Source organism: Mariniflexile sp. AS56, assembly GCF_030552475.1.
GTDB lineage: Bacteria > Bacteroidota > Bacteroidia > Flavobacteriales > Flavobacteriaceae > Mariniflexile.
On record NZ_JAUPED010000004.1, the window covers coordinates 291,683 to 313,972 of the forward strand.

General features: G+C 35.2%; 21 protein-coding genes and 1 tRNA gene. 4 read left to right on the forward strand and 18 right to left on the reverse strand.

The annotated features are described in order from the left end of the window. Positions 1 to 55: 55 nt before the first annotated feature. Together Q5N74_RS07090 and rpe are read left to right on the forward strand one after the other, a co-directional pair. Positions 56 to 457, forward strand: a complete 402-nt coding sequence (locus Q5N74_RS07090; protein ID WP_304388044.1) for a BLUF domain-containing protein — start codon at positions 56 to 58, stop codon at positions 455 to 457. 66 nt (positions 458 to 523) lie between these two features. Next, on the forward strand, positions 524 to 1,186 hold the full coding sequence (gene rpe / locus Q5N74_RS07095; protein WP_304388045.1) for a ribulose-phosphate 3-epimerase: 663 nt from the start codon (positions 524 to 526) through the stop codon (positions 1,184 to 1,186). A 4-nt stretch (positions 1,187 to 1,190) separates the two neighbouring features. Here the strand turns inward: rpe and Q5N74_RS07100 are convergent, their stop codons facing one another. The 17 genes from Q5N74_RS07100 to mraZ all read right to left on the reverse strand — a co-directional run bounded on the left by Q5N74_RS07100 (position 1,191) and on the right by mraZ (position 18,874). Further along, positions 1,191 to 2,042: a zinc-dependent peptidase gene (locus tag Q5N74_RS07100; protein WP_304388046.1), complete on the reverse strand. Its 852-nt coding sequence runs from the start codon at positions 2,040 to 2,042 to the stop codon at positions 1,191 to 1,193. Between the two features lie 71 nt (positions 2,043 to 2,113). Next, the gene (locus Q5N74_RS07105; protein WP_304388047.1) at positions 2,114 to 2,494 is read right to left on the reverse strand and encodes a hypothetical protein; all 381 of its coding nucleotides are present in this window, start codon (positions 2,492 to 2,494) and stop codon (positions 2,114 to 2,116) included. Positions 2,495 to 2,589: 95 nt separating this feature from the next. Further along, positions 2,590 to 2,663, reverse strand: a tRNA-Arg gene (locus Q5N74_RS07110). A 33-nt stretch (positions 2,664 to 2,696) separates the two neighbouring features. Beyond that, on the reverse strand, positions 2,697 to 3,146 hold the full coding sequence (locus Q5N74_RS07115) for a GatB/YqeY domain-containing protein (protein WP_304388048.1): 450 nt from the start codon (positions 3,144 to 3,146) through the stop codon (positions 2,697 to 2,699). Between the two features lie 174 nt (positions 3,147 to 3,320). Then, complete coding sequence (gene ftsZ / locus Q5N74_RS07120; protein ID WP_304388050.1) at positions 3,321 to 5,327, reverse strand: cell division protein FtsZ; 2,007 nt, start codon at positions 5,325 to 5,327, stop codon at positions 3,321 to 3,323. Positions 5,328 to 5,388: 61 nt separating this feature from the next. After that, positions 5,389 to 6,702, reverse strand: a complete 1,314-nt coding sequence (gene ftsA / locus Q5N74_RS07125; RefSeq protein WP_304388051.1) for a cell division protein FtsA — start codon at positions 6,700 to 6,702, stop codon at positions 5,389 to 5,391. Positions 6,703 to 6,705: 3 nt separating this feature from the next. Continuing rightward, the gene (locus tag Q5N74_RS07130; RefSeq protein ID WP_304388052.1) at positions 6,706 to 7,425 is read right to left on the reverse strand and encodes a cell division protein FtsQ/DivIB; all 720 of its coding nucleotides are present in this window, start codon (positions 7,423 to 7,425) and stop codon (positions 6,706 to 6,708) included. After that, complete coding sequence (gene murC / locus Q5N74_RS07135) at positions 7,415 to 8,767, reverse strand: UDP-N-acetylmuramate--L-alanine ligase (RefSeq protein WP_304388053.1); 1,353 nt, start codon at positions 8,765 to 8,767, stop codon at positions 7,415 to 7,417. Before murC ends, Q5N74_RS07130 begins: the two co-directional genes overlap by 11 nt. Further along, entirely contained in the window at positions 8,764 to 9,864 is a 1,101-nt protein-coding gene (gene murG, locus Q5N74_RS07140) for an undecaprenyldiphospho-muramoylpentapeptide beta-N-acetylglucosaminyltransferase (protein ID WP_304388054.1), read from the reverse strand. The genes murC and murG overlap by 4 nt, the downstream gene beginning before the upstream one ends. Continuing rightward, positions 9,865 to 11,058, reverse strand: coding sequence for an FtsW/RodA/SpoVE family cell cycle protein (locus Q5N74_RS07145; RefSeq protein WP_304388055.1), 1,194 nt, complete (start codon positions 11,056 to 11,058; stop codon positions 9,865 to 9,867). 24 nt (positions 11,059 to 11,082) lie between these two features. Beyond that, complete coding sequence (gene murD, locus Q5N74_RS07150; protein WP_304388056.1) at positions 11,083 to 12,414, reverse strand: UDP-N-acetylmuramoyl-L-alanine--D-glutamate ligase; 1,332 nt, start codon at positions 12,412 to 12,414, stop codon at positions 11,083 to 11,085. Next, positions 12,415 to 13,656: a phospho-N-acetylmuramoyl-pentapeptide-transferase gene (gene mraY / locus Q5N74_RS07155; protein ID WP_304388057.1), complete on the reverse strand. Its 1,242-nt coding sequence runs from the start codon at positions 13,654 to 13,656 to the stop codon at positions 12,415 to 12,417. 21 nt (positions 13,657 to 13,677) lie between these two features. Further along, the gene (locus tag Q5N74_RS07160) at positions 13,678 to 15,141 is read right to left on the reverse strand and encodes a UDP-N-acetylmuramoyl-L-alanyl-D-glutamate--2,6-diaminopimelate ligase (protein ID WP_304388058.1); all 1,464 of its coding nucleotides are present in this window, start codon (positions 15,139 to 15,141) and stop codon (positions 13,678 to 13,680) included. Next, positions 15,138 to 17,099, reverse strand: coding sequence for a penicillin-binding protein (locus Q5N74_RS07165; protein ID WP_304388087.1), 1,962 nt, complete (start codon positions 17,097 to 17,099; stop codon positions 15,138 to 15,140). The genes Q5N74_RS07160 and Q5N74_RS07165 overlap by 4 nt, the downstream gene beginning before the upstream one ends. Before the next feature lie 63 nt (positions 17,100 to 17,162). Continuing rightward, complete coding sequence (locus Q5N74_RS07170) at positions 17,163 to 17,480, reverse strand: FtsL-like putative cell division protein (RefSeq protein ID WP_304388059.1); 318 nt, start codon at positions 17,478 to 17,480, stop codon at positions 17,163 to 17,165. 40 nt (positions 17,481 to 17,520) lie between these two features. After that, complete coding sequence (gene rsmH, locus Q5N74_RS07175) at positions 17,521 to 18,417, reverse strand: 16S rRNA (cytosine(1402)-N(4))-methyltransferase RsmH (RefSeq protein ID WP_304388060.1); 897 nt, start codon at positions 18,415 to 18,417, stop codon at positions 17,521 to 17,523. Then, entirely contained in the window at positions 18,404 to 18,874 is a 471-nt protein-coding gene (gene mraZ / locus Q5N74_RS07180; RefSeq protein ID WP_304388061.1) for a division/cell wall cluster transcriptional repressor MraZ, read from the reverse strand. The genes rsmH and mraZ overlap by 14 nt, the downstream gene beginning before the upstream one ends. A 292-nt stretch (positions 18,875 to 19,166) precedes the next feature. Between mraZ and Q5N74_RS07185 the strand changes: the two genes are divergently transcribed. Together Q5N74_RS07185 and yihA are read left to right on the forward strand one after the other, a co-directional pair. Further along, on the forward strand, positions 19,167 to 19,931 hold the full coding sequence (locus tag Q5N74_RS07185) for an alpha/beta fold hydrolase (protein ID WP_304388062.1): 765 nt from the start codon (positions 19,167 to 19,169) through the stop codon (positions 19,929 to 19,931). A 99-nt stretch (positions 19,932 to 20,030) separates the two neighbouring features. Then, a complete protein-coding gene (gene yihA, locus Q5N74_RS07190) occupies positions 20,031 to 20,642 on the forward strand; it encodes a ribosome biogenesis GTP-binding protein YihA/YsxC (RefSeq protein ID WP_304388063.1) in 612 nt (203 codons plus the stop codon). Positions 20,643 to 21,195: 553 nt separating this feature from the next. Here yihA and Q5N74_RS07195 read toward each other — a convergent pair. Further along, positions 21,196 to 22,290 (reverse strand): ABC transporter permease, encoded by a 1,095-nt coding sequence (locus Q5N74_RS07195; RefSeq protein WP_304388064.1) that lies wholly within the window; start codon positions 22,288 to 22,290, stop codon positions 21,196 to 21,198.

The window sequence follows — 22,290 nt, forward strand, 5'->3', positions numbered from 1 at the left end:
ATTCAAACAATAATTCTCCCCCATAAATTAGCAACATTATTTATTTCAACAATCAATGATTAAAACAATTTGTTACACCAGCATATATACGCAAAACATTCATGCGTTTAAACTAGAAATGCTATTTCATGAAACGAGACTAAATAACAATAGCCATAAAATTAAGGGAGTGCTGGTTGCAAAAAACAACAAATTCTTTCAAATTTTAGAAGGTCCCGAAGCTATTTTAGATGATTTATATACTGCCATCAAAAAAGATACGAGACATCATGAAATTAATGAAATACTAAATACTCCAATAACATCGAACTCTTTTAAAGATTTTGGCACCGGCTATAATACCATAAAGAGCATCGAATCGCTATTAGGACTCCAAACTTATTTAAGTTCTCCTTCCATAAACAACTTAAATAATGCCGCTTTATTTTTAACAACCATTCAAAACTTTTTTAAATAATTTTCAATATTAGTTACATTGGCTATTAAATCATTTATTTTTGCAAGAAATTAAATTTTTCAATAAATGACTACTAAATTAATAGCCCCTTCTTTATTAGCTGCCGATTTTGCAAACTTGCAACGTGACATTGAAATGGTAAACCAAAGTGAAGCAGATTGGTTTCATATAGATATTATGGATGGTGTTTTTGTACCAAACATTTCTTTTGGTATGCCAGTACTTCAGGCTATGACAAAGCACACAAAAAAAACGGTTGATGTACATTTAATGATTGTTGATCCAGACAGATACATTAAAACATTTGCCGATTTAGGAAGCAATATTTTAACGGTACATTATGAAGCTTGTCCACATTTACACAGAACCTTACAAGCTATTAAAGCCGAAGGCATGAAAGCAGGTGTGTCACTAAACCCACATACCAATGTGAGCCTTTTAGAAGACACCATTAAGGATATTGACTTAGTGCTTATCATGAGTGTAAATCCTGGTTTTGGTGGTCAAAGTTTTATTGAGAATACTTACGACAAAGTAAAACAGCTTAAAGAATTAATTACACGTAAAGGTGCTTCTACCATTATTGAAATTGATGGTGGTGTTACCAGTGCCAACGCAAAAGCTCTTGCAGATGCTGGTGCCGATGTTTTAGTTGCGGGTAGTTTCGTTTTTAAAAGCGAGAATCAAATAGAGACCATTAAAGAATTAAGAGCCATTGCAAACTCTTAAATAATTAATAACCCGCGATATTAAAATTCAGCATTTGCTTTATTTTAATATATAAAATCGGGAATTGTGACTTAAAAACTTGAGGTGTTTCCATGAAGTTTTCAATAATAACGGCTAAGAATTCATACTGGTTGGTAAAAGCATACTTTCTAAAATAATCGGAGTCCATTAATTTATTTCGGAAAGGTTCGCTTTCAACCAGCATTTCAGATAACTCTTTAAACGAATCACTAAAAATGGTTGCGCTCACATCGCTCGCATTCAAACTATTTATATGAATGGCATGTGTAAATTCGTGTATTCCTAAATTAATATTATCCTTCCCATCTCGAAAGCCCTCTACAAAATCTTCCCAAGACAGAACCAACGTTTCTAATCTTGGGTTAAACTCCCCTTTGTGGTAAGCCTTATTGGTATTCGAATAAAATGCTTTTGGGTATATAACAATTTTAGAAATTACTCCTATATAAAAGTCACGAAAACCAAAAGTTAGCATAATGGCCGTGGCAGAAACCAAAACTCTTACTTCATCATTAATAACAAAACCATCTCTAGCTATAAAATCTTTATCAGCCATAAAGGAAGCGACACGATGGTTGAAGTGTTTCTTCTCTGTACTACTAAGTTTTTTATAAAATGAAAACTGATTTTGTAAAATGTTTTTTTGATTTTGATTGAGGCGTCTTAACCTGAAATAAAAATGATTATACATGGGGCGCTTACGCTTTAAGACATAACCCATTTCGATCATTTTAAACGCTAAACGCAAGACAACATAGACCAATATGGCAAGTATCAATCCAATAAAAATTTGACTTCCTAAAGAAGGAGCTTCAGTAATTAGTAGGTTTAACATGAAGTAGAAACGTCTGTTTTAAAGTTTAATTACATCTAAACTTTAAAAATACGAAACGTGCACTTAAATTATTAATTTTCAAGGACATCTTCTAGGTAATACATTAATACCGTGTAAGTCCCTGAAAATTCATCCTTTGTTTCCAGCAACAAACTTTTAGGTGCTAATTTAGTAGGATTTGCGGGGTTGTTTAATGTTATTCTAATTTGAGCGTTATCACCCGTTTCTAAAGCTTTAAATTGTTTAGTATCTCCTGCTTCCAAAGTTTTTTTCACCTTAAAATTGGCAGGATTTCCGTTCGTATGAATAGAAATAAGAGTGTCGCAAACAGTAATAACACCTTTCAATTTTATATTCTGTCCACTAGCAGACACTTTATTATAAGTAAAGCTTTGTGAATTACCAAGAAAACCACAAAAAAGTAACAGCCAAACAACAAAACTTTTATTCATAACTACGTATTAAAAAATTCATCTAGCAATGAGTAACCCCCTAAAACAAGTGACACCCATGTGGCCTCTATACTTCTCATATTTTCACCACTTTGTGACCGCGAAGGGATTCGAACCCCCAACCATCAGAGCCGAAATCTGATATTCTATCCAGTTGAACTACGCAGCCATTAATTCCTGCGAAAGCAGGAACCATTATGTTTTAAGACAATTTAGCCTTAACTATATTTGAAATGGTTTTACCATCGGCTTTCCCTGCAAGTTCTTGACTTACAACACCCATAACTTTCCCCATATCTTTCATGCCTTCTGCACCTAGTTTTTTAATAGTGTCTTCCACAATTTTAGCAACAGCTTCTTCACTCATGGCTTCTGGTAAAAACTGGTTGATAACCTCAGCTTCTGCCAATTCTGGTGCTGCCAAATCCTCACGACCTTGTTCCAAATAAATAGCGGCACTATCTTTACGCTGCTTTACTTGTTTTTGAAGTATTTTAAGTTCCTGCTCTTCCGTTAACTCTTCTTTCGCTCCGCTTTCTGTTTGCGCTAATAAAATAGCCGATTTAACAGCGCGTAAAGCCGTTAACGCTCCTTGATCTTTCGCTTTCATGGCTTCCTTTAAAGCCGTCATAATATCCTGTTGTAAACTCATGGTCTTATTTTATTAGAATGCGAAGATAAAAAATAGAATCTTATTTAATAGAGATTTTTTGAATAGGTTTTTGTCTGGAAAAAGAAATAAGAATCCTTCTTTTTTTAAAACTAAAAAACCCGAAAAGCTGAGGGAAACTTTTCGGGTTCATAACTAAGTTAGGTTAGTATATATTTAATCTACATTATCATGTAAAAATGAATTATTACTTCTTATTTGAATATCATCATTATCATCAAACCCAACACTAGAGCGTGATAAATCTGTTTCTGAAGAGTGTTTTGCTTCGTCTAAATTAACACCTTGACGTCTGTAAGCTGGTACTCTTTCTATATCTTCAATTTTTGCACTGTTGAATTTATAATTAAAGTCTTTCATTTTACGTCTGCGTTCTTCAGCACGTTCTTTAAGAATATCAGAAATTGGACTGTTCATCGGGTCAAAATCTTCATCTAAATTCTCTTTAGGAGCTGGTGCTTTAACCACTTTCTTTTCGAAAACTATTTCTTGATCAAGTTCTTCTACAATTTCTTTTGTTTCTACCTGTTTTTTATTGATTGAAGATTCTACTTCAAAATAATCCTCAAGCGCATAACGTACATCTCCTTTTTCATTAGTTTCATTAACCGGGATTAATTCTACATAATCATTTACAGGGATTTTCTTAATATCCTCATCAACTTTCATTGACGGCATATCTTCTTCTACCTCTTGAATTCTTTCTACTTTTTCATTGGTAGATAAAGGCAAATCAAACGTTAATGTTATTTGCTTTTCTTCTTCACTATAATCTGAAATTACTTCAATATCGGCAACATCTTTGTCCGCTTTAGACATTCTAGTAACCGGTTTGATTATGAAATCTTCTTCATCTTCAAAACTTGAACTCACTTCTTCATAAACAACTTTCATGTTTTTTAAAAGCTCTGAAGTTGGTATTAAATCGATGTTGTTGTTAGCAGAAGGTTTACTTACGCGTTCTTCTTTTACAACCGGCTTTTCAAATTTAAAAGTCTCTTCCTCTTCAACATCTAATTCTAGAGTATGCTTTACAATAGGCGGCTCCTGTTTTTCTTTTAACTCGATAACAGGTGCGATAATTACAGGCTCTTTTTCTTTAGATTTCACGTCTAAATCCTCACTAACTAAAGAATGTACTACCTTTTTAGTTTCAGTATTAGAAATTTCATCCTGTTGTTCTATATTAAAACCCGTAGCTATTATAGTTACTGCGATAGATTCTTCCAAAGTTTCATCTTCACCAACACCCATAATAATATTGGCACCGTGACCTGCTTCACTTTGAATATGATCATTTATTTCACCTATTTCATCAATGGTGATTTCGTTTGTTCCTGAAACTATTAGCAGCAATACATTTTTAGCTCCAGTAATTTTATTGTCGTTTAATAATGGCGAATCTAAGGCTTTACGAATGGCGTCTTGCGCACGACTATTACCTGATGCCATTGCCGACCCCATAATTGCTGTACCACTATTACTTAATACGGTTTTAGCATCACGTAAATCAATATTTTGAGTGTAGTGATGTGTAATAACTTCTGCTATACCGCGAGCAGCTGTAGATAGCACTTCATCTGCTTTAGAAAACCCTGCTTTAAAACCAAGGTTACCATATACTTCACGAAGTTTATTATTATTTATTACAATTAATGAATCGACTACGTTTCTTAAATTCTCGATACCATCTTGCGCTTGTTGAATACGCATTTTACCTTCAAATTGAAATGGCATAGTTACAATACCTACTGTTAAAATGTCTAAATCTTTAGCCATTTTAGCAATAATAGGTGCTGCACCCGTACCCGTTCCACCACCCATACCGGCGGTAATGAAAACCATTTTGGTATTTGTATCTAGCATAGTAGAAATATCTTCGAAACTTTCTACTGCCGATTGCTCACCTACTTGAGGGTTGGCGCCTGCTCCTAAACCTTCTGTTAAGTTAAGTCCTAGCTGAATTTTGTTTGGTACGCCACTATTTTGAAGTGCTTGTGCATCTGTATTACAGACGTAAAAATCAACTCCTTTAATGCCTTGTTGGAACATGTGGTTAATGGCATTACTACCACCACCTCCAACACCAATAACTTTGATAACATTTGATTGGTTTTTAGGTAAATCAAATGCGATACTTGCGAATTCGTTTTTGCTGCTCATAAATTCTGTTTTACTGGTATTATACTTTAATAATTACTTTTTGTTCTATGGATGTTTTGTACTACTCTGCGTTGTCTAAAAAATCTTTAACACGCTCTGTTAACTTGTCTAGAAACGAACGGCGTTCTTTTACCGGTTTCTCTTTAATCTCTTCAACAGGTTTTTCTTCTTCTTGAACCTCTTGTTTTATTTCTTGTTGTTCAATTCTTTTGCGTTCGTTGCGTTTTAAACCATCTAAAACTAAACCTACAGCTGTTGCGTATAATGGGCTTGTAATATCATCATCACTATCGCCAGCTAAATGTTCGTTAGGATAACCAATTCGAGTATCCATACCAGTGATATATTCTACCAACTGTTTTAAATGTTTTAATTGACTACCACCACCTGTTAAAACAATTCCGGCAATCAATTTTTTCTTTTGCTCTTCGTGTCCGTAGTTTTTAATTTCCACATACACTTGCTCAATAATTTCAACAATACGCGCATGAATTATTTTAGAGAGATTTTTAAGGGTTATCTCTTTTGGTTCTCGGCCTCGTAAACCAGGAATGGAAACGATCTCATTATCCTTGTTTTCTCCTGGCCATGCAGAACCAAATTTTATCTTTAATAATTCAGCTTGTTTTTCTATAATAGAACAACCTTCTTTAATGTCTTCAGTAATCACATTTCCTCCAAAAGGAATGACTGCTGTATGACGAATAATGCCATCTCTAAAAATGGCTAAATCGGTGGTACCACCTCCTATATCTATAAGCGCTACACCCGCTTCTTTTTCTTCTTGACTTAAAACCGCATTGGCAGATGCTAAAGGTTCTAAAGTGATGCCTTCTAAATTTAAACCGGAACTTTGAATACAACGCCCCACATTTCTAATAGAAGACACTTGCCCAACTACGACATGAAAGTTCGCTTCTAAACGACCTCCATACATCCCGATGGGTTCTTTAATTTCCCCTTGCCCGTCTACTTTGTATTCTTGCGGCAAAACATGGATAATTTCTTCACCAGGAAGCATCACCAATTTATGTACTTGGTTTATTAATCTATCAATATCTTCATCATCTATAACCGTTTCAGAATTTGCTCTGGTTATATAATCACTGTGTTGCAAACTACGAATGTGCTGTCCTGCAATACCCACTGTTACACCTTCAATTTTAATATCAGAAGCCGCTTCTGCTTCTTGAACTGCTTGCTGTATAGATTGAATGGTTTGTGTGATATTATTTACCACACCACGGTGTACACCCAAGCTTTTAGATTTACCAATGCCTAAAATTTCTACTTTTCCGTACTCGTTTTTACGACCAATCATAGCCACAATTTTTGTGGTTCCTATGTCTAATCCTACTGCTAAATTATGCTCCATGGCTTATATTTTGGTACATACTACTTGGTTATCAAACTGCAAATTCACTTTACTATAACTATCAAGTGTTTTTTCTTTTAGGTTTTTCTGATAAAATGCTTTTAGGTTGTTAATTTTCTTATCTAAAAAAGCAACATCTCCTAATTGCACTAAAAATTGACATTGTCTAAGTTTTAGATAAACATCCTTATCAATACCTTGACGAATTTCTACAACATGCTTTTTTAAAAACTCATCATTATTAACTTTATTTGCAACTATATAAATGTTTTTTAAATCATTTTTTTCAACAAAACCAGTAACTAAAGGTACTCTTGCAGAAAAATTATGAGACAATGGCATGTAAAAACCGTCATCGTCTATATAATAAGACTCATTTGTACTTACTCTCGCAATAGGTGATTTTTGTTCAATTTCAGCATTAAGTGTGCCATCTACAGCAACATACACTTCTGCCTTTTTAATCATAGGGTTAGATTTTAGGGCATTTTCTAACTCATTCAAAACTAAAGTTTCTTTAGGTATATTTATGAGACCTTTAAAATTTTGTATTAACAATTTACTAACATTCTCGTTTGTTATAAACAAGTTGTTCTCTCCAACAAATTTAACGTTGGGTTTAGACACGGTTCTCACTGAATTTCTTGCCGAAGCAAAAGCAAACAAGAAGACCACTAAGCCTAGCAACACAAACATCTTTATGTAGTTCCAGTTAATTTTCAAGGCTAAATTTATTTTTAATATGTTTTACCTCTTCACCAATATCGCCAGCACCAATGGTTAGTACTATTTGAGCATCACTAGCTTCTATTTTTTGCAATAAATCAACCTTACTAATTAGTTGCTTATTTTCATTGGTCATTTTACTTAATAACCATGCAGAATCGACCCCTTCCATAGGCAACTCTCTAGCTGGATAAATATCCAACAACAACACCTCATCAAACTGAGACAAACTTTTCGCGAAATCGTCAATAAAATCGCGGGTTCTACTAAATAAATGTGGCTGAAAGATAGCTAACACCTTTTTGCCTGGATACATTTCTCGAACTGCCTGATGCACCGCATTAATTTCTTCTGGGTGATGGGCATAATCATCTATATAAACGAAATCATCTGTTTTAATATGATATGTAAATCGACGCTTCACCCCTTTAAAAGACTCTAAAGCTTTGGCGAGCTGCTGGTGAGAGCAACCATATTCTACAGCCATCGCCAAGGCTATTAGTGCATTAGACAAATTATGTCTACCAGGTAGGTTAAATTGCAAATTCCCTAGAACCGCATTGGGGGTCTTCACATCAAAAATATAGCACCCATTTTCTATTTTTATATTTTGAACCGAATAATCGGAATCATCTTCTATACCATAAGTAATACCTTGAATTGGTAAACCGTTTCTAACAAACAGCTTTCCGTTAGGCTTCACTCTTTTTGAAAAATCTTCGAATGATTTTATTAATTCTGAAGCATCACCATAAATATCTAAATGATCGGCATCCATAGACGTTATGCACGCTAAATTTGGTGACAAGGTTAAAAATGAACGATCAAACTCATCTGCTTCAACTACTGAAACATCGGTGCCTTTCAGAATTAAATTGGAATTATAATTTTCACAAATACCACCTAAAAAGGCTGTTAATGGCACATCGCACTCATGCAACAAATGCCCCAAAATACTTGAAGTTGTTGTTTTTCCATGTGTACCTGCTACTGCTAAACAAAATGTGTTTTCAGTGATCAATCCTAAAATTTGAGACCTTTTTAATATTTGAAAATCATTTGTTTTGAAATATTCAAACTCTAAATGATTTTTAGGAATTGCAGGCGTATAAACCACCAAGGTGTTTTCTACATCTAAACAGTTTTGAGGAATATTTTTAACCGCATCTTCAAAATGAATTTCAACACCTAAAGCCACTAAGCTATCTGTGATTTCAGTTGGCGTTTTATCGTAACCAGCCACCACCTTTCCGTTAGCAACAAAATAGCGCGCCAAAGCACTCATGCCAATACCGCCAATGCCAATAAAATATAGGTTATGTATCTTATTTAAATTCATTTTTTTGTTTTAAGAAGTTTCTCAACTTCATCGGCTATTTGATTCGTAGCATCTACTAATGCTAACTTTTTTATATTATCTCCTAATTGCTTTTGCTTTTCTGTAGAAGCTACAAGCTGAGAAAATTTATTCTCAAAATCGGCATCTAAATCTTCCTCTTTAATAACCATCGCAGCTCCTTTATCTACAACAGCCATGGCATTTTTTGTTTGATGATCTTCCGCTACATTTGGCGAAGGCACAAAAATAACAGGCTTACCAACAATACAAAGCTCGGATACCGAACTAGCACCTGCTCTTGAAATCACAATATCAGCAGCTGCATAAGCAAAGTCCATATTATTCAAAAACTCATAAACCTGCACGTTATTCGTGTTATTATAAATTTTATACTGGCTGTAATACAATTTGCCGCATTGCCATATAACTTGAACGTTTTGTGTATCTAAAAAGTCTAATTTTTTCTCAATTAATTGGTTAATTCGTCTAGACCCCAAACTACCGCCTAAAACCAAAAGCGTGTGTTTTCCATGTTTCAAATCGAAAAAGTTTTTAGCTTCTACCGTTTTCGACTCAATATCCAACAAACCTTTACGAACCGGGTTTCCTGTTTTTATTATTTTATCCTTCGGAAAAAAACGTTCCAAACCATCATAAGCCACACAAATTTTTTGAGCTTTTTTCGAAAGCATCTTATTTGTAATACCTGGAAAGGAATTCTGTTCTTGTATTAAACAAGGCACCTTATAGGAAGCAGCCACCTGTAACAGCGGTCCGCTTGCAAAACCTCCTGTACCAATAGCCACATCGGGTTTAAACGACTTCACTATTTTTCGAGCATTCCAAAGACTACTAATTAACTTAAACGGAAACATTAAATTTTTTAAAGTTAGTTTCCGCTGAATTCCTGAAATCCAAAGTCCTTTGATTTCGTATCCCGCTTGCGGCACTTTTTCCATCTCCATTCTATCCTTTGCCCCAACAAATAAAAATTCAGCATCAGGAAACCGCGCCTTTAATTCGTTTGCAATAGCAATGGCTGGGTAGATATGACCACCCGTTCCGCCTCCAGACAATATGATTTTATAGTTACTCATTTATAAAGCTTCGCTTAATATTTCTAACGGATTATCTTCAACACTTTCTTGTTCTTTCATTTCCTCTCGCTTCGCACTTACACTTAGTATAATTCCTAAGGCTAAGCAAGTCATCCAAATAGAGGTTCCTCCACTACTTACTAAAGGCAAGGTTTGCCCTGTAACAGGAAACAACTCCACGGCCACAGCCATATTTATAAGGGCCTGAAAAACTATAGGCAGTCCAACACCCACCACTATTAGTTTACCAAAAACGGTATCCGATTTTTGTGCCACAATAACAATTCTAAACAATAACCACATGTACAATACCATGATAAAAAAACCGCCTACAATGCCATATTCTTCAATAATGATTGCAAAAATGAAATCGGATGACGATTGTGGTAAAAAATTCTTTTGAATACTTTTACCTGGACCAACACCAAAAATATCGCCCGAAGCAATCGCTATTTTAGCTTTTTCAATTTGATAATCGGCCTCTGTATCTTCATCATTAGAATAATTCTTAATTCTATTTTCCCAAGTTTCTACTTTAACACTTAATGGACCGGTTGTTAATTTGGCAACCATTATAAAAAGTACCAACCCAACTAAACCAATCCCTAAAATAACACCCATATAACGCATGGGATATCCGCCTAAAAAAACCAAAATCATCACCATTAAAAACATAATAGCAGTGGTTGAAAAATTCGACGGAAGTATTAAAGCCAAAATCATGAACACAGGTGCCCACAAAGGTAAAATGGAACTTTTAAACGTAATCTCCTTGTCTTTAATTTTAGACATGTATCGTGCCACATAAATCATAAGCACCACAGATGCTAAAGTGGACGTTTGAAACGACACACCTACTATTGGTATTTGTATCCATCGACTCGCACTCGCCCCTTCAATAGTGGTTCCCTGCAACATCGTAATACCCAATAACACTAACACGATAGGAATCATCACTAACGATAAACCTTTAAAATATCTATACGGTATTTTATGAACACCATACATAATAGCAAACCCTAAAGCCAAATGCACTAAATGTTTAATAAAAAAGGTAAAGGTATTGCCACCAACGCTTCTATACGCTAAATTACTGGCAGCACTATACACGGGCAAAAACGACACAATTGCCAACAATGCAACTATTGCCCAAATTAACCTATCGCCTTTTATGTTATTAAATAGTGTTTGCATTTCTTATTCCTTCTCAGGGATTTGTTACAGATTTCTTACTGCTTCTTTAAATTGACGTCCTCTATCTTCATAGCTTTCGAATAAATCGAAACTTGCACAAGCTGGTGACAACAATACATTATCTCCTGCTTCTGCTAATTTGTAAGCTATTTTTATGGCTTCAGACATTGATTGAGTTTCTACAACCGTATCAACCATACCCCCAAAGGCAGTCATCAATTTTTCGTTATCTACGCCTAAACAAATAATCGCTTTTACTTTTTCATTTACAAATGAAAATAATTCAGCGTAATTATTCCCTTTGTCTACACCTCCAACAATCCAAACAGTTGGCGCATCCATGCTTTCTAAAGCATAATACGTCGCATTAACGTTAGTTGCTTTGGAATCGTTTATGTACTGAACCTTGTTAATTTTAAGCACTTGCTCTAAACGGTGCTCCACCCCTTGAAAATTCTCAAGGCTTTCGCGAATAGTTTGTTTTCTAATTTTTAATAAATGCGCTACAGTAGAAGCTGCCATGGCATTTTTAACATTGTGTTTTCCTTCTAAAGTAAGGCTAGTTGTTGGCATAATTATTTTATTGTTATCTATTGTTATTATTATATTCTCTTTATCTAAATACGCACCGTTTTCTATGGTTTTAACCAATGAAAATGGCAATAATGTGGATTGAACCGGGTGTTTCTCTAACCAATCTGTTAACACTGCATCATCAGCATCATAAATCAAATAATCATCTTTTGTTTGATTTTCTGCTACTCTGAATTTGGAAGCTATATAGTTTTCAAACTTGTAATCATATCGATCTAAGTGATCGGGTGAAATATTAGTGATTACCGCTATTTTCGGTTTAAAATCAACAATATCATCTAACTGAAAACTGCTAATCTCCAACACGTAATTTGGATACTCTTTTTCCAGAATTTGTTTTGCAAAACTGTCGCCAATATTACCCGCCAACCCTACTTCCAACTCACCTTTTAAAAGATGATGCGTTAAGGTTGCTGTTGTTGTTTTACCATTACTTCCTGTAATTCCTACAATTGTTGCGTTGGTATATTTAGAAGCAAATTCAATTTCTGACACCACTAAAATCCCTTGCTCACGAATTTGTTTTACCAAAGGCGCTTTATCAGGAATTCCAGGGCTTTTCATTACGATGTCGGCATTTAGAATTTTTACTTCCGTATGCGTTTCAGCTTCCCATTCAATCTCATTATGTATAAGAACTTGTTTGTACTTTTCTTTTATTTTCCCCTTATCGGAAACAAAAACATCGAATCCTTTCGCCTTTCCTAAAAGTGCTGTTCCTACACCACTTTCACCTCCACCAAGAATGACTAATCGCTTCATCTATCTAATTTTCAATGTAACGATGGATAGAATAGCTAGTAAAATACCAACAATCCAAAATCGAGTTACAATTTTACTTTCGTGATATCCTGATTTTTGATAATGATGATGCAACGGCGACATTTTAAAAATACGCCGACCTTCACCAAACTTCTTCTTGGTATACTTAAACCAACTTACCTGCATCACTACCGATAAGTTTTCGGCCAAAAATATTCCACACAGCACCGGTATCAACCATTCTTTACGCACGGCGATTGCTATAACAGCTATAATTCCACCAATTGTTAAACTCCCCGTATCTCCCATAAAAACAGAAGCCGGATAGGTATTGTACCATAAAAAACCAATAAGCGCTCCCACAAAAGCAGCGATATAAATGGTGATTTCCTCCACCCTCGGGATATACATGATATTGAGATAATCTGAAAAAATAATATTACCAGACACCCATGCAAAAATCCCTAAAGTAAGCACGATAATCGCGGAGGTTCCCGCCGCCAAACCATCGATACCATCGGTAAGATTGGCACCATTTGAAACTGCGGTGATAATAAATATGGAAACAATTATAAAAATTACCCAGCCATAATCTTTCAAACTCGGACTTACCCAAGTTAAGATATCAGCATAATCAAACTCATTACCTTTTACAAAAGGAATGGTCGTTTTAGTTGATTTCATTTCTTCTTCAAAAAACTTAGTGGGAGACACATTAGGATCTTCAGACAGCATTTGTTGACGCACTTCTACTGGCAATTTTTCCTTTATAGTTACATTCGGGTTGAAATACAAAGTTGCTCCAACAATGATACCTAAACCAACCTGCCCAAGCACTTTAAAACGCCCTTTTAAACCTTCTTTATCTTTCTTGAATTTTTTAATATAGTCATCTATAAAACCGATAACACCCATCCAAAGTGTAGTGATGATCAATAAAATGATATAAACATTATCTAATTTTGAAAGTAGAAATACAGGAATCAAGGTTGCCAATATGATAATAACACCACCCATTGTTGGCGTACCTGCTTTTTCTTGTTGCCCTTCTAAACCTAAATCTCTAATAGTTTCACCTACTTGTTGCTTCTGTAAAAAACGAATGATGCGTTTTCCATAAATAGTAGAAATTAACAACGACAAAATCATAGCAGCAGCAGCCCTAAAGGTTATAAAACCAAAAAGAGACGCTCCAGGAATCTGGAATTGCTTTTCTAAATAATCAAATAGGTAATACAGCATTTGGTTATCGTTTATTTATTATTATTTATTTAATTGATTTAAAAAGTCTTGCACTATTTTAAAGTCATCAAAATCAAATCGCTCTCCTTTAATCTCTTGGTACGTTTCATGTCCTTTTCCTGCGATTAGGATAATATCATTGGGCTGCGCCATTTGGCATGCCGTTCTAATAGCCTGAAGCCTATCTGTAATAGTGAGTGTCTTTTTATAATTTTGAGGCTCTACCCCTTTTTCAATCTCTTTTAAAATCGTTTCTGGTTCTTCACTTCGTGGATTATCACTTGTAAAAATCACCTTAGTACTTAAAGCCGTTGCAATGTGTCCCATTTTTGGGCGCTTGGTTTTATCTCTATCACCACCACAACCAACAACGGTAATTAATTCTTCGTTTTTTGTACGGATACTATTAATAGTTTCTAATACATTTTTCAAAGCATCAGGCGTATGTGCATAATCTACAATAGCCGTTACTTTTTCAGTTGAAATAACATATTGAAAACGTCCACTTACACTTTCCAATTCACTTATCAAACGTAGAACCTCTACCTTTTCAAGACCTAATAATTCCGCTGTAGCGTAAATAGCCAAAATATTGTAAGCATTAAAATTTCCAATAAGTCGCGTCCAAACCTCTGCATCATTAATCTTTAGCAATAATCCGCTAAATTGATTTTCTAAAATTTGAGCCTTATAATCTGCATAGCTTTTTAAGGCATAGGTATATTTACGTGCTTTAGAATTTTGCAGCATCACCATACCATTCTTATCATCTAAATTCACAAGCGCAAATGCCTTTTCAGGAAGTGCATCAAAAAACTTTTTCTTCACATCTCGGTATTCTGCAAATGTGTTGTGATAATCTAAATGATCATGTGTTAAATTGGTGAAAATGCCTCCTTCAAAATGCAAGCCTTCTGTTCTCGACTGATGAATACCGTGCGAACTCACTTCCATAAAGCAAAACTCAACACCTTCCGCATTCATTAATTGCAAATACTTGTTAATAGTTAAAGAATCGGGCGTGGTATGTGTTGCTTTATATTCTTTAGTGTTAACCATGATTTTCACGGTAGATAGCAAACCAACTTTATAACCTGCTTTTTTGAATAATTGATACAACAAACTAGCAACCGTCGTTTTTCCGTTTGTACCGGTAACACCTACTAACTTTAAATTCCCAGACGGGTTTTCATAATAATTTGAAGCCATAATCGCTAAGGCTTTACTTGTATTATCAACCTCCAAATACGTAACACCTTCCACTAACTTCTCAGGCATCACTTTACACACAACAGCTACTGCGCCTTGATTTATAGCCACATCGATAAACTTATGACCATCTGAAACACTGCCTTTTATAGCTACAAACACATCGCCAGTCTTAATGTTTCTAGAATCGAAATCTAAAGCCGACACACTAACACCCGTAGAACCTACTACAGCATTTAGCGTTACCTTATATAATATGTCTTTTAATGCGATCATGAAGCTTTTAAAATAACTACTTGATTAGTCTTTAATTTTATATTCTGTTCGATGGATTGTTTTGTAACAACACCATTCCCTAATAATTTCACTTTTACTTTCACCTGCATATTTTCCAAAAGAGCTAAAGCATCCATAGCTGGCAATCCAACCACATTTGGCATAATTGTTTTATAGGTTTGCGCGGTTTTATAAAAATTCTCATATTCCGTTTCTACGGAAGCTACTCGAACATTTAGAGAACTCACCTCATCTATAATAGGTGTATCTGTAAATATTTTTTGAGCAATTTTTTTAAACACAGGCCCTGATACATCTGCACCATAATACCCCACACTTTTATCAGGCTCATGAATAACCACAATACACGAATATTTAGGGTTTTCAGCAGGAAAATACCCAGCGAATGATGAGATATAACTTAACTTGTCCTTATTTGCATAATCTTTTTGACACGTCCCTGTTTTTCCAGCCATGGAGAAATTCTCAGAATACAACCTGTGTCCTGTTCCATGTTTTTTCTCAACCACATTCTTAAGCAGTTGTTTTACTTTTGAAACCGTTTCTTTTGAACAAATCTCTTTGTTTATCACTTCCTTTTTAAAAGGCACTACCACATCATCAAACTCTCTCACCTCTCTTAAAAACTGAGGTTTCACCATTTCGCCATCGTTGGCAATCGCATTATAAAACGTTAAGGTTTGAAGCGGTGTAAAAGACACACCATAACCATAAGCCATCCACTGCAATGCAATACCACTCCAACGTCCGTTTTTAATTCGCGGATCTGGAATAACAGGCATAGGCTCCCCTATAATAGGAAGGTCTAAATCATTATTCAGATTCATAGCATACAATCTATCGACAAACTTGCTTGGATTTTTACCATACGCTTTATCAATCGCTTTTACAATACCGGTGTTTGAAGACACCTCGAATGCTTTAGATATGCTAATTTTACCATAACCACCATGATGCGAATCTCGAACCGATTTCCCGTAGAATTTTATAACACCATTTTCAGTATCAACCACATCACTCGTATCAATCACTTTATCTTCAATGCCGGCTGTTAAAGCCATTAATTTAAAAGTAGATCCCGACTCATGCGATTCACCAACAGCATAATTCAAACGCTCGTAATAATAACCATCACTGTTTCTTCCTAAGTTTGAAATAGCACGAATTTCGCCTGTTTTGGTTTCCATTACCACCACACAACCATGATCGGCTTTGTATTTTTCTAATTGCTCTAAAAGCGCATGGTGCGCAATATCTTGAATATTAACATCGATGGTTGTATACACATCATAACCGTTTTTAGGGTCAATTTCATTGGCATCGTTCAAGGGTTTCCACTGCCCTTTACCTATTTGCTGTTTTTTTCTCTGGCCATCGGTTCCGCGCAAATATTTAACCCCAAAAGCACCATCAATACCTGCTCGAGTTACATTTCCTTTTTCATCAAAACGCTCATAACCAATGGAACGCTGCGCAATACCACCCATTGGATGTTCGCGCTTTGTGGTTTGCTCTACAATCAACCCACCTTTAAATGCCCCCAGTTCTAATAATGGAAAACTGCGTAAACGGATATAATCTGAATACCCAACATTCCGCGCAATTAAGTAGTATCTATTTCTATTAGCACGTGCTTTTCTAAGTTCGTTTTGATGATAGCCAGAAGGTTTTCCTGAATATTTTGAAAGTGAATCACTTAATGGTTTTACGTATTTCTCGAAAGTTTTTACTGTAGGCGTCAAAGCATCAAACCTAAGATCGTATTTAGGAATGGATGTCGCCAATAAATTCCCTTTCACAGAATACACATTACCTCTATTTGCAGGAATTACTACATTTCGAATAACACGCTCACTAGCCATCGCTTTATACTTATCGCCTTGAAAAAACTGAATACTAACCAATTTGAACGCCACGGCAAGCCCAAAGACGAACATACATCCTGCTACAAAATACAATCGGTTTAATATGCTTTTCTCGTTTATCACTAAGTTTCTGCGTTACTTTTGAGATTTTACTTTTATCTTTTTTGGCGGAATAACAGAAGGCTCTATGCCTTTTACCAGCATCACCTCCATGACATTCGATTCCATTTTTAACTTCATAAGCTTTGAACGACCATCTATAAAGGCAGAACGCATTTCGCTTACTTCATTTTTTAACCGCGCTATTTCATACACCTTTTTATCGGCACTATGTGAGCTCGCAATCATTACTATAGCTAAAGCCGAAATAAATATGATAAATCTCCAATTCTTAAAAGAGTCATCACTTACTAAAAAAGTGCCTTTTAATATTTTATAGATATTCGTTTTCATATGATTAATTTCGGCTTCAACTACGATTAGTCACCTCTAATTATATTTTTTCTGCAATACGAAGTTTTGCACTTCTTGCTCTACTATTTATTTTTACTTCTTCTTTTGAAGGCACTATCAATCCATTTACTTTTTTAAGGGGCACTTCAAAATTCCCATACATATCACGCTCTGGTTCCCCTTCAAACAAACCGTTTCTTATAAAACGTTTCACTAATCTATCTTCCAATGAGTGGTAAGAAATCAAACTTAATCGTCCAGATTCTTTTAAAATCTCAGGTGTTTGTTCTAAAAACTCTTTCAAAGCTTCAATTTCCTGATTCACCTCAATACGTATGGCTTGATAAATTTGAGCCAACACTTTATTTTCATGACGTGGTGGTAAAAACTTTTTTAACACCGCCTTCAACTCTTCACTAGTAACAATAGGCTGCAACTCTCTATGCTCCACAATTAATTTTGCCATAGCAGGCGCTGCTCTTAATTCACCATATTGAAAAAACACTTGTTTTAATTGCTCTTCCTCATATTTATTAACCACTTGAAAAGCAGACAACACACTTTCTTGATTCATGCGCATATCTAAATTCGCTTCAAACCGTGTTGAAAATCCGCGTTCAGCCACATCAAACTGATGCGAAGACACACCAAAATCAGCCAAAACACCATCCACTTTCTTCACACCATAAAATCTTAAAAAGCGTTTTATATAGCGAAAGTTTTCATTTATCAATGTAAATCTCGAATCGTCAATGGCATTCTCAAGCGCATCTAAATCCTGATCAAAAGCAAACAACTTTCCTTTATCACTAAGTCGTTTCAGTATTTCTTTACTGTGCCCACCACCACCAAAGGTGACATCGACATACACACCGTCTGGATTAATATTTAATCCATCAACAGTTTCTTTTAACAATACGGGGTTATGATATTCCATAATCTTCATCATCTTGTCCCATAACTTCTTCAGCTAAATCTGCAAAATCTACAGCAGCATCATCTATGGCTTGTTCGTATAAATCTTTATCCCAAATCTCAATAATATTTATTGCAGAGGCTACCACAATATCTTTTGTGATATCTGCAAACACAGTCAAATCTTTAGGTATTAACAAGCGTCCATTCACATCAACCTCAACCATTTTAACTCCTGCCGTAAAACGACGGATAAAATCATTGTTCTTTTTATTGAATCTATTTAGCTTGTTCATTTTTTGCATTAGCACCTGCCACTCACTCATGGGGTACAACTCCAAACACTTTTGAAATACAGAACGACGCAACACAAACCCGCCTTCCAAAACTGAAGCCAGCTGCTTTTTAAGCGGAGCAGGCATCATAAGCCTGCCTTTTGCATCCACTTTGCAATCGTATGTTCCTGTTAATAAGTCCACTGTGTTTTAAAAACTTTTTAGAGTTTGAAATTCAAATATATTGATTTTTTTACCACTTTTTACCACTTTGTACCACTTTGTTGATAATTTTTCGACCAAACGTTCTTTATTATAATTTTTAACAGGCAACAACTCCCACTACCACTAAGAATCAACATGTTAAACAAAAGCACACAGCCCTAACCCATTTGTTAACATCTCTATTATTAAATATTATTTTTGAAAATCAATAAAATGATTGTAATATGAATGAAATAACTATATTTGTTTTTAAAGCAATGACAACCGATTAATGACGCACTGTTTAAAAAAAGAGAAGAATTACAGCTATATTGAGGCTGGTGAGGGTACACCAATTATAGTTCTACACGGACTTATGGGTGGTTTGAGTAATTTCGATGCGGTAATAAATTATTTTAGCCAAAAAGGCTACAAAGTTATTATTCCCGAGCTTCCTATTTACACCATGTCTTTGCTGAAAACCAACGTAAAAAGTTTCGCAAAATACTTACACGATTTTATAGAGTTTAAGGGGTATGACGAAGTTATTTTACTTGGAAACTCATTAGGCGGGCACATTGGCTTATACCACACGAAACAATACCCGGCAAAAGTGAAAGCTTTAATAATAACCGGAAGCTCAGGCCTTTACGAAAGCGCCATGGGTGGAAGTTATCCAAAACGCAGCGATTATGAGCTTATTAAAAAGAAAGCTCAAGATGTTTTTTACGATCCTGCTGTGGCAACTAAAGAAATTGTAGACGAGGTTTATGATACCGTAAACGACCGTAACAAACTTATAAAAACATTGGCTATTGCTAAGAGTGCCATTCGCCACAACATGGCTAAGGATTTACCAAAAATGAACCTTCCCACTTGTATTATTTGGGGGAAAAATGACACGGTAACACCTCCAGAAGTAGCAGAAGAATTCGACAGTCTTTTACCTGACTCTGAGTTATTTTGGATTGATAAATGTGGACACGCAGCCATGATGGAGCACCCTGTAGAATTTAACCAAATTCTCGACGCTTGGTTACAAAAACGAGGTATTTAATAAAACTTCTAGTATTAAAAAGACCAATTTCCAATATTGGAAATTTAAAGTTCAATTAATAAAATTTCCGTCTTCACGGGAATAACAAAAAAACTAATAATGCATATAAAATCGGCCGAATTTGTAATGAGTAATTCCGATGTGGAAAAATGTCCCAAAGGCTTACTACCCGAATACGCATTTATTGGTAGAAGTAACGTAGGTAAATCGTCGCTTATAAACATGCTAACCAGCCGTAAAAGCTTAGCAAAAACATCTGGTAGACCAGGAAAAACGCAACTTATAAACCATTTTTTAATTAATAAAGATTGGCACCTGGTAGATTTACCCGGTTATGGTTATGCACGTGTTTCTAAAAACGCAAAAAAGACATTTCAAAAATTTATCACCCAATACTTTAACGTACGCGAACAACTGGTAACCGCCTTTGTTTTGGTAGATGTACGCCACACCCCACAACCCATAGACTTAGAATTTATGCAGTGGCTAGGTGAAAACGGCATCCCGTTTTCTATTATTTTCACGAAAGCAGACAAACTAAAACCTAATGCCATTTTAAGACATGTTGAAGACTATAAGAAAGTAGTTTTAGAATCTTGGGAAGCCATGCCTAATTACTTCGTTACATCTTCTAGCAACGAAGCTGGAAAAGATGATGTATTAGGATATATTGACGACCTAAACAACAACATGAAGTTAGATACCATCTAAATTCCTCTTACAACTAAATTTATCTTCCCTATTGGTTTTGTAGAAAAAACCAACTAACTTCGTTTAACATTAGATGTAAAAACATTATAATGATTTTGCAACATGTACTTATAAGTAAATAAGATTCTAATAAAGTAAATCCACGTCAAAATAGGCTTTCCCTAAAAACACGAAAGATCTCAAACAAAAAACAGAAGAATTACGGGATGAACATAAAACTTGGAAAACAGAGTTTAATAAAATATTATCTTTAAGAAAAGCGGCTGAGAAACTTGAAAAAAACAATAAAATTGATAAAGCCATAGAATCCTATTCCGAAGCAATAAAATTTGGAGAAAGCAGCAACAGGTATAATTTTAATAATTTCGCATTCGATATACAAAGAGTTCTAATTCTATTATCAAAAACGAAACAGAAGCAATCATTAAATACCTTTCTAAACGAAAAAATTGAAAAGTACTCTAATGAAAAGGATTCTGAAAATTGGATAGAAAGACTAAACATAGTTAGACCACTAATGTAACACCACAACAAAGTCTCGTGGTAAAAAGCACTACCCCTTCACATCCAAAGCATCACGCAGCGCATTACCAATCAGCATAAACGCCATAACCAAACTCATAATACAGAGTCCTGGTATAATCGCTAAATAAGGTTTTCCGAGAATGATATAATTATAATGGTCTTTTATCATAGCACCCCAACTAGCCATGGGCGGTTGCGCACCAATACCTAGAAAACTTAAACCGCTTTCTATTAAAATAGCTGCAGCAAAATTGGCTGCTGAAATGACAATTACTGGCGCCATAATATTCGGTAAGATATGCTTGGTAATAATTCTAAAATTGTTATAACCCAAGGCACGTGCCGCTGTAACATATTGCATTTCTTTAGCGCTTATTATTTGACCACGCACCACTCTAGCTACTTCTACCCACATTGTTAAGCCAACCGCAATAAACACTTGCCAAAACCCCTTTCCTAAAGCCAAAGTAATCGCTATAACTAATAATAAGGTTGGTATGGACCAGGTAACGTTAATAAGCCACATAATTACAGCATCTACTTTACCTCCAAAATACCCTGCAACGCTCCCCATAAATATGCCAATAATTAAGGATATAAACACGGCAACAAAACCTATAAAAAAGGAGATTCTAGCACCAACCAAAACACGACTTAATAAATCGCGCCCATATTTATCTGTACCAAACAAAAAGGTTTTTTCTTTAATATAAGATGCTGCTGAATGGTTTGGAAACTCACTGATAGGCATGGTTTTTTCAACACCTTCTAAACCATCAGACGCGTATTCTTTATAAGACAACAAATCGTCTTGAATAGTATATTGGGAAACAGGAATTTCAGTATCGGCATTTTTCTTCCCAAAAAACAATTTATCAAAAGCACTTTGATTGTTTTCCAACTGCGATGGTATTGTAAGCATCGCCACTTTAAACCCTGGCCTTTTGGAATGAATAGCCAAATGCATTTGGTTCGCATATTGTGAACTATCGGGCGCAAAGGCATACGCAAACACAGAAACAAGCCCTACAAGAACTATAAAATAAAAACTAAAAACGCCCCAAAAATTCTTTTTAAATTTTTGGAGCGCTAACTGTTTTAGTGAGTTAGATTTATGACTCAT